General features: G+C 37.7%; 10 protein-coding genes, 1 tRNA gene, 1 rRNA gene and 1 pseudogene. 4 read left to right on the forward strand and 9 right to left on the reverse strand.

Annotated features, from left to right (window positions below):
* Window positions 1-3: 3 nt before the first annotated feature.
* Window positions 4-1281, reverse strand: a complete 1278-nt coding sequence (locus tag TT13_RS06830) for a tetratricopeptide repeat protein (RefSeq protein ID WP_027699294.1) — start codon at window positions 1279-1281, stop codon at window positions 4-6.
* Between the two features lie 21 nt (window positions 1282-1302).
* The gene (locus tag TT13_RS11310) at window positions 1303-1443 is read right to left on the reverse strand and encodes a hypothetical protein (RefSeq protein WP_190279640.1); all 141 of its coding nucleotides are present in this window, start codon (window positions 1441-1443) and stop codon (window positions 1303-1305) included.
* 52 nt (window positions 1444-1495) lie between these two features.
* Between TT13_RS11310 and TT13_RS06835 the strand changes: the two genes are divergently transcribed.
* Window positions 1496-1972, forward strand: coding sequence for an NUDIX domain-containing protein (locus TT13_RS06835; protein ID WP_052348575.1), 477 nt, complete (start codon window positions 1496-1498; stop codon window positions 1970-1972).
* Window positions 1973-2027: 55 nt separating this feature from the next.
* Here TT13_RS06835 and TT13_RS11315 read toward each other — a convergent pair whose 3' ends face one another.
* The 3 genes from TT13_RS11315 to TT13_RS06845 form a co-directional block, all read right to left on the reverse strand.
* Window positions 2028-2171, reverse strand: a complete 144-nt coding sequence (locus tag TT13_RS11315) for a hypothetical protein (protein WP_190279641.1) — start codon at window positions 2169-2171, stop codon at window positions 2028-2030.
* 32 nt (window positions 2172-2203) lie between these two features.
* A complete protein-coding gene (locus TT13_RS06840; RefSeq protein WP_027699296.1) occupies window positions 2204-2401 on the reverse strand; it encodes a hypothetical protein in 198 nt (65 codons plus the stop codon).
* 90 nt (window positions 2402-2491) lie between these two features.
* A tRNA-Val gene (locus TT13_RS06845) sits at window positions 2492-2564 on the reverse strand.
* 227 nt (window positions 2565-2791) lie between these two features.
* Here TT13_RS06845 and TT13_RS06850 point away from each other — a divergent pair.
* A complete protein-coding gene (locus TT13_RS06850) occupies window positions 2792-3943 on the forward strand; it encodes an SLC13 family permease (protein WP_027699297.1) in 1152 nt (383 codons plus the stop codon).
* A 44-nt stretch (window positions 3944-3987) separates the two neighbouring features.
* On the opposite strand, the gene TT13_RS06855 is transcribed toward TT13_RS06850, so the two are convergent.
* On the reverse strand, window positions 3988-4329 hold the full coding sequence (locus tag TT13_RS06855; protein ID WP_027699298.1) for an iron-sulfur cluster biosynthesis family protein: 342 nt from the start codon (window positions 4327-4329) through the stop codon (window positions 3988-3990).
* A gap of 45 nt (window positions 4330-4374) precedes the next feature.
* A complete protein-coding gene (gene dtd, locus TT13_RS06860) occupies window positions 4375-4824 on the reverse strand; it encodes a D-aminoacyl-tRNA deacylase (protein ID WP_027699299.1) in 450 nt (149 codons plus the stop codon).
* A 104-nt stretch (window positions 4825-4928) separates the two neighbouring features.
* Between dtd and TT13_RS06865 the strand changes: the two are divergent.
* A pseudogene (locus TT13_RS06865) lies at window positions 4929-5868 on the forward strand (2-dehydropantoate 2-reductase).
* A 36-nt stretch (window positions 5869-5904) separates the two neighbouring features.
* Window positions 5905-6324 carry a pyridoxamine 5'-phosphate oxidase family protein gene (locus tag TT13_RS06870; protein ID WP_027699300.1) on the forward strand — a complete coding sequence of 140 codons (420 nt, stop codon included), beginning with the start codon at window positions 5905-5907 and terminating at the stop codon, window positions 6322-6324.
* 108 nt (window positions 6325-6432) lie between these two features.
* Here TT13_RS06870 and TT13_RS06875 read toward each other — a convergent pair whose 3' ends face one another.
* Entirely contained in the window at window positions 6433-6735 is a 303-nt protein-coding gene (locus TT13_RS06875) for an MGMT family protein (RefSeq protein ID WP_027699301.1), read from the reverse strand.
* Window positions 6736-6805: 70 nt separating this feature from the next.
* Window positions 6806-6898: ribosomal RNA gene (gene rrf / locus TT13_RS06880) — 5S ribosomal RNA — on the reverse strand; the annotation flags it as partial.

Raw genomic sequence — 6898 nt, forward strand, 5'->3', positions numbered from 1 at the left:
GAACTAAATATCGTCCCTAATTTCATCATACAGTTCAATCATCTCTGTGTCATCAGGCACAATTTGTAAGTAATTACTAATTGCCTCTTTGGCCAAGGCTAGCTCGCCTTCTTCACGGAAATAAAAATAAGCTGGCCGTAGGAAATCGGGATTCGTAAGATAAAATGGCAAGGCCGCATTCCAAAACTTAGTTGCCATTTCATAATCCTCAAGGGCTTGATAACTCTGCGCCAAATTCCAATAGATTATTGGATCAACTTCAGCATCGTCGTCACTCAAATACTCATTAAGTAAATTAACATTGCCAATATGGTCATTAACCGCAATTAACAAGTTTGAATACCCAAGTACCAAAGTTAAATCACCCGGATTATTTTCCAAGCCCTCTTGATAGATTTTAGTTGCTACATCCATTTGTCCCAACTTTTGGGCTGTTTGCGCAGCCAGGGTAACTAACTGTAAGTTAAAAGCATCTACCGCTAAACCAGCTTGATAGGTAATCAAAGCTCGCTCTATATCACCCTTTTGCTCATACAGTTGTCCTAGAGGTTCATATAGGCCAGCATACGATCGATCAAGATCTTCTAGCTCTTCTAATGCTTCGATTGCTTGATCATGTTTCTCTTCATCCGCAGCATAAAGCATTGCCAATTGAAAACGAATGTCAGGCGTCAAATCAGCTGGCTTAATTTGCTCCAAGTAACCTAACGCTGTATCATTTTCACCAGTTAATGCATAAGCAACACCTATCCTTGAAGCAATATCTAGACCTGAAAAACGTCGTTCACCCATTGCCAACAAACCACGATAATAAGGAATTGCTTCTTCATATTTAGCAATTGAGAAGTAGTGTTCAGCTAAAGCAAAGTCAATAATTGGTTCGTCTGGTGCTAAGCGCTTGGCCTGGAGTAGTTTTTCCTCAGCCGCTTCAACTAAGCCTTCTGATGAATACAAATCTGCCATCACTAATAACGCTTCTAAATAAGCATCTGAGTCAGCTTCAATGCCAGCTAGATATTCAAGTGCCTCGTCGGCTTTATCCTCATCAATTGCAATATCAGCCAAGGCCGTTCGTAGCTGATCCTCTTGTGGATACTTGGCCAATAATTGCGTATAAGCTCGCTTGGCTTGATTAGTAAAGCCTAACCCATATAGCTCTTCAGCTAAGGAGTAAATTGTATCATCATCGTCATGTCTTAAAGCTGACGCATAAGATTTTTTAGCTTGATCAATTTGACCACTGGCTAATTCATCCAGCATCTTTTCTGCAAATGTTGCCATCCTCTATACCTCCTCAAATTACTACTTTTGTTTCTGACTTAATTCTTTTGCTTTAGCCAATAAAGCAGCTCGTGCATCTTTTTTAGCTTCAGCACTCACCTGCCCATGATTATTTGCCCCTCGTGCAAAATTATTTGCTTTAATTGAACCTTTTGATGTCATTTTGGATTCTCCTAAATTTTTTGTACAATAAGATAAAAAGGAATTTTTACTAATGGTAATGGAAAACTATTTTAAAGAGTTACGTTCAAAAATTGGTCAAACAGAAATAATCATGCCTGGTGTGGCCGGAGTCCTCTTTAACCAAAACCGTGATCAAGTCTTAATGGAAAAACGTGGCGATGGTTCAAAAGATTGGGGTCTAGTTAGTGGTATGCAAAACCTTGGTGAATCCGCAACCGAATCAATTATTCGCGAATTTAAAGAAGAAACTAACCTTGACGTTACTGTTACTGCTTTAATTGGTATTGATACAAATTTCCACCACGTTTTCCCAAATGGTGATCAAGCCCAAATCCCGATGTTCCTTTTTGAAGTTGAATGTCTTGGTGGTCAACCCATTCCCGATGGTGATGAAACTCTTGAGTTAGCTTATGTTGCCCTTCAACCTGTACCCAAGATGTATAATCCTCAACACCAACTTGCTGTTAATCAGCTAGCTAAAAAAGTTCCTTACGGTTGGTTTTTCTAATTAGTAGAGGGCGGAGACAACTACTCTGTGTAGCTGTCTCCGCCCTTTATTATGTTTATTTAACTTCGGCTAAATCTTCCTTAATTACTTCAGCTGAATCAATTAACTCTAAATGAATCAAGCCACGCTTCAACTGTAACTCAACTTCATTTGTCAAACGTCTTGCCTGCTTCTTTTCCAAACGCTCTTGTTTCTTCATTATTACGCTACCTTCTACTTTCCTAAATAAACTTAATTTTTAACAAATAGGACTAACAGCCCCCAAAGGATCAAGATTGTTCCTAGGCCAAAGGTAAATAACCAACTAACAATTCTTTTGGCAATTGTTTGCTTCTGCGTCGCAGCCCGATACTTTCTAAGACCTTGGCCACCCGCAAAAAACTGCCAAATCCCTAAGCCAATGAAAACTAATCCAAACCAACGTCCCATGGTAATGCTCCTAAATGATTTATAACTAAATTATACCCTAAAAATACTGATAAATACAAAAAGGTCCACATCTCTGTGAACCTTGCAAAATGGACGTTACAGGGATCGAACCTGTGACCCCCTGCTTGTAAGGCAGGTGCTCTCCCAGCTGAGCTAAACGTCCATACTATATTACTGGCGTAACAACATATGTAATAATACATTAGCTATATCAAGATTGCAAGGGTTTTCTTGGAATTTCAAAACGTTTTTTAATGAAACCCTCATCGGAACTTTAAGCATTTAGGGGTATTCAAAGAAGCTCAATCAGAGTAAAATAATAAATTGTGAGTAAAACGTTACTACAATCGACATCTATTATGTTTATATGCAATTTCTAAAGAGGATATTATGAATAATCCAATCACTCAACGTGGCTCACTTCCACTGATGACCAGTGTCAAAGATTTTTTCTTAAAGGATAAAGTCTTTCTAGTTGCCTTTATCTTAGCTGTTATCTCAGTTATTTTCGGCGGATTTGAAACAAAGTTTTTTGACTATAAGGTAATTTTCACAGTATTTGGTTTAATGCTCGTTATTGGTGGCTTTAAATCAACTGGCTTACTCCACTATTTGGGACAAGCACTTGTTAAACGAAGTCAAACAACCAGGCAACTGGTTCGTTCAACAACGATGCTGACTTTCTTTATGGCAATTTTCTTTACGAATGATTTAACCATTTTGACAGTTCTGCCATTATATTTAACAATTACTAAAAGCATTAGTGATCGGCGCAGTGTTTACATTGGGGCTGCTTTAATCCTTCCGGCTGTGCATCTAGGATCATCGCTCTTCCCCTTTGGTAATCCACATAATCTTTATGCTTATTCATTTTTCCATATGAATAACTTAGAGTTTTTCAAAGGTACTGGTTTACTCTTCATTGCTGGCTTCATCGTATTAAATTTAGCTGTACAGTTCTTTATTAGTGACGAACCCTTTGAGGTTAATACCGAGGTTGGTACTTTCAACAAACTTGAAGCTGCCCTCTACACCTTATTAATGGCCCTAATGGCCGCTTCTGTTTTTGGCTGGATTTCATATATTATCGCCGCTGCAATTACTGCAATTGTTATCCTATTTTACAAGCCACGATTATTTGCCGAAGTTGATTATCATCTATTGTTGACTTTCATTTGTTTCTTTTTAATTGTTGGTAATATTGTAAATATCAAACCAATTACTGAATTGATTTCATCCGCCTTTGTGGGTGAACATATGTCATTCTTAGGTACTGTTTTGGTAAGTCAAGTTATCTCAAATATTTCCTCAACTGTACTTATTTCCCCCTTTACCAATCATGGTATGTCAGTCCTTTTGGGTGCTGACGTGGGTGGTATTGGAACAGTGGTCGCTTCAATGGCAACCTTAATTTCTTATAAGGTCATCATGGTAGCTGCCCGAACCGAGGCAAAAGGATTTGCTAAATATTTTGCATATATTAATACAATTTTCTTTATCATCTTTACTTTGATTGGTTTAGGCATTGTATCAATCCTATAAAATAATAAAAATCGGTTTAAGCCACTCAGCTTAAACCGATTTTTTTAATGTACTAATAATGTAATATTAGGATCTAGCATACCTGAATCAGACGTAAGTTGGAAACGTAGGTACTTATCCAAATCCATCCGCATATGCTCATCCATTTGATTCTTAGCATACTCTTTAATGTATACATCACCAAGGTTACTCGTGATTGTCGTATCAAAATCCTTTGTAAGCTCATCTGGGTCAACCACTAATAAATTAAAAGATACATCTAAAGTACAAGTTGCTGCATCAGAAAACGGACCAACACCGTCATCAAAATCTAGAACAAGTACTTTACCAGGCATTAAATCACGCTCAATCCGTGCCTTAGCTTTATCTGAAAAAATAATCTCCATGAAATATATCCCCCTTCTCTTACTAAGAATATTATACTCTATTTTTTAGGGTCGGTAATTTGCAGTTTCAAAAACAATTGTAACTGGTCCATCATTTATAAGCTCAATTGCCATATCAGCTGCGAAAACACCTGGTACAACGGTTAATTCACTAGCCAGTAACTGATTAAATTGCTCATATAATTTCTTTGCTAGAGCTGGTTGCCCGGCTTGTGTGAAACTTGGTCGATTACCATTTTTGATGTCCGCATAAAGCGTAAATTGTGAAATTGATAAAATTGAACCACCAATATCTTTAACTGATAAATTCATTTTTTGCATCGAATCTGCAAAAATCCTTAAGTTAGTAATCTTGCGAACTGCATATTTTAAATCAAACTCGCTGTCATCATCACTGAAAGCAACTAATAATACTAACCCTTGGTTAATTTCGCCAATTACTTTTGCATCAATTGTCACCGAAGCTTGCTTAACTCTTTGAATTACTACCCGCATATTTTCATCCACCATTTAAATAATTTATTTAAAATCATAGCATAATTTCATTAATTTAGATAAAATCAATATAGTTATACCCCAATAATTAGGAGGAATTTTTTATGCGAATTGCAATTGCAGGCGCTGGTGCCATGGGTAGCCGTTTCGGCCTAATGCTCAAAAGCGCTAAAAATGATGTAATTTTAATTGATGCTTGGGAAGAGCATATAAAACAAATCAAAGAACATGGCTTAAAGGCCAATTTTAACGGTGAAGACCTTACCGTAAACATGCCTATTTTCAATCAAAAGAACCTAGGTGACCAACCCCCTGTTGATTTAGTGATTGTTTTACAAAGCGATGCAACTAAATCAAATGCTTAAAGATATTCAAAAAATTCTTAGCCCCGAAACTAAAATTTTAGTTCTCTTAAATGGTCTAGGTCATGAAGATATCGTTAAGCAATATGTTCCTGAAAAGAATATTTTTATTGGGAACACGATGTGGACAGCTGAATTACTTGGCCCTGGTAAAATTAAACTCTTAGGTTCTGGCTCAGTTGTCCTGCAAAACATTGATGCCAGTCAAACTGCTGCGGCTCAAAAGTTAGCAGCCCTATTGACAGATGCTGGTTTGAATGCAAATTACTCGACAAATATTCGTTACGACATTTACAAAAAGGCCACAGTCAATGCAACTCTAAACACTCTAAGCGCACTATTAGAAGCTAATATTGCCAGTATTGGTCAAACACGGACGGCACTTCCAATCATCAAAACAATCATTGCTGAATTTGTAGCCGTTGCTGCCCACGAAGAAATTATTCTTGATGCCGATGAGCTAATTGCAAATATCCAAAAGACTTTTGATCCAGCTGGTATCGGTCTACATTTCCCATCAATGTATCAAGATTTAATTCAGAATCACCGTTTAACGGAAGTTGATTATATCAATGGTGCAATCGTTAAAAAGGGTCAAGCCTATGGTATTCCGACCCCTTATAACGCTCTAATTACTCAACTTATTCATGCTAAAGAAGATCTTTTAATTCCAACAAAATAAGTACTATACTATTTAAAATCGAGAGTAGGTTTCAAAATGACGAGCTATCAAAATTATGTTGATGCTTCCCACGGTCTTGTCTATTTATCAACTAGTGTTGATAACATTCCAAGCAGTCGCATCGTTTCTTATGCAGTTGACCCAAATGATGAAAGTGTCTGGTATATTTTCTCAATGGATAAAGCAAGCAATAAGGTCAAAGAACTAGCACAAAATGCCCACGTTGCGGTTGTTACTGCCGTTGATCTCAAAACTGGTATGCGCATTAGCTCCAATAATGCGCTAATGCAACCTTCAAGTAAAACCTGGCAAGATGTCTTACCTCTTTTTGAAAACGATAAGGGCTTTATGTCAGCCCACAAACCAGCACAAGAATTGTTATATGAGGTGCACTTTACTTCACTAATGTTACAAACTTATCGCGCCAATGAGCTACAAGTTATCAACTTTAAATAATTACTAATCGCGCAAAAAACCGCGGTCGCTGATGTAAATTAGCAACCGCGGTTTTTCTTGTCATGTTTGTTCAATTGCGTTACTAGCTTTTCTGTAAACAAGTCCATACTAGTCTTTAGTTGATTTCCCTACTTTACCGTTTTCACCAACTTGAATCCCTTCAGCTCGCAATCTTGCAATTTGTAAGTCACGATCAGAACCTTGTACCGCGACTTGCCCATCAGAACGAACTACCCGCCACCAAGGCAAGTCGTAACTACTCGACATGGTATGTAAAATTCTAGCTACTTGCCGGGCTCCATTTGCTAGCCCAGCTAATTTTGCTACATCACGATAGCTAACCACCTCACCTGGTTGGAGGCTTGTTAGGACCTTTAATATTTGTTTTGTATTTTCAGTTAGCTCAGCCATTATCAGATTACAACCTCCTGTTAGACTTTAATTCTAACAAAAAAGACACCCTTACAGGTGTCTTTATTTTGCATCGCGATGTCCTATCCTCGCAGGAGGCGATCCTCCAACTACTTTTGGCGCTACTGAGCTTAACTTCTGTGTTCGGTATGGGAACAGGTGT

This window comes from Weissella oryzae SG25 (assembly GCF_000691805.2).
In the GTDB taxonomy this organism is placed as follows: Bacteria; Bacillota; Bacilli; order Lactobacillales; family Lactobacillaceae; genus Weissella; species Weissella oryzae.